The sequence below is a fragment of the Oleiphilus sp. HI0066 genome (assembly GCF_001635725.1).
In genome coordinates this window covers 1-1,203 of record NZ_LWFH01000046.1, presented here as the reverse complement: position 1 = coordinate 1,203, position 1,203 = coordinate 1, and the positions used below count along the sequence as shown (strand labels likewise).

The following is a 1,203-nucleotide window of genomic DNA, read 5'->3' as shown; positions in this document are numbered from 1 at the left end:
GCAATGGGTGTAGCTGCTTCCGGTGCATCTCAGGCTCTTAAATTATTCACTGAAGATCGCATGCTTTCATACTTGCCACTTGCGCACGTGTTTGAGCGTTATGTTGTTGAGCAGTCGTCGTTCTACATTGGTTTCGAACTTTATTTTGCAGAAGCGTTAGACACCTTCTTGCAAGACCTTCAGCGAGCACGTCCGACAGTATTCGTTTCAGTGCCGCGTTTATGGTCTAAGNTCCAGCTAGGTATTTTCAAGAAAATGCCTCCTAAGAAACTTAATCGTCTATTAAAAGTGCCAATTCTGTCAGGCATTGTGAAGAAGAAAGTATTGACTGGACTAGGCTTGGAGCATTGTCGGTTTGCTGGTAGTGGTTCTGCTCCGTTGTCTGAAGAAATTATCAAGTGGTACCGCGGTCTTGGCCTTGAGCTGCTTGAAGGCTATGGCATGTCAGAGAATTTTGCTTACTCGCATATTTCACTACCTGGCCGTTCGCGTGTTGGTTATGTTGGTGAGCCCTTACCCGGTGTTCAGCAGCGTATTTCTGAGATTGGTGAAATCGAAGTGAACAGCCCTGCAAATATGATGGGTTATTACAAAAACGATGAGAAAACCAAAGAAAGCTTCACCGAAGATGGTTTCTTGCTAACTGGTGACAAAGGTGAGATCGATGACATGGGTCGCCTTAAAATTACTGGTCGTATCAAAGAGATCTTTAAGACGAGTAAGGGTAAGTACGTTGCTCCGGCGCCAATTGAAAATAAAATCATCAGTCACGATGAAATTGAAATGGTATGTGTTGCTGGTGCTGAGTGTCCGCAGCCTCACGCATTGATTCATCTTTCTGAAGAGGCATTGCCAAAACGCGATGAGCCAGATTTTCGTGCAAACTTAGAGAAGAGTTTGACTGAGCTAATGGCATCGGTGAATGCAACGGTTGATCCGCATGAAGCTTTGCAGTTCATGGTTGTTGTAAAAGATTTTTGGGCGATTGAGAATGGCTTCTTAACGCCAACAATGAAGATCAAGCGTGATGTTGTTGAAGGACAGTACAAAGATCAAATTGATGGTTGGTATGCTGGTAGAGCTAAAGTAGTTTGGGAATAAGTTCCCAGCGATAAAAAAAGCGACCCTTGGGTCGCTTTTTTTATGTCTCAACATTTCAGATAAGTACTACGTTCGATTGATTGAGCGGCTAAGTAAAATCAC

Annotated in this window: 1 protein-coding gene; it reads left to right on the top strand. The window is 43.7% G+C overall.

Going from position 1 to position 1,203, the window contains the following annotated elements; all coding sequences use genetic code 11:
• Positions 1-1,101 (top strand): AMP-binding protein (locus A3738_RS00985; protein WP_156503854.1); only part of this gene is annotated, 1,101 nt, incomplete at its 5' end.
• Positions 1,102-1,203 lie beyond the last annotated feature (102 nt).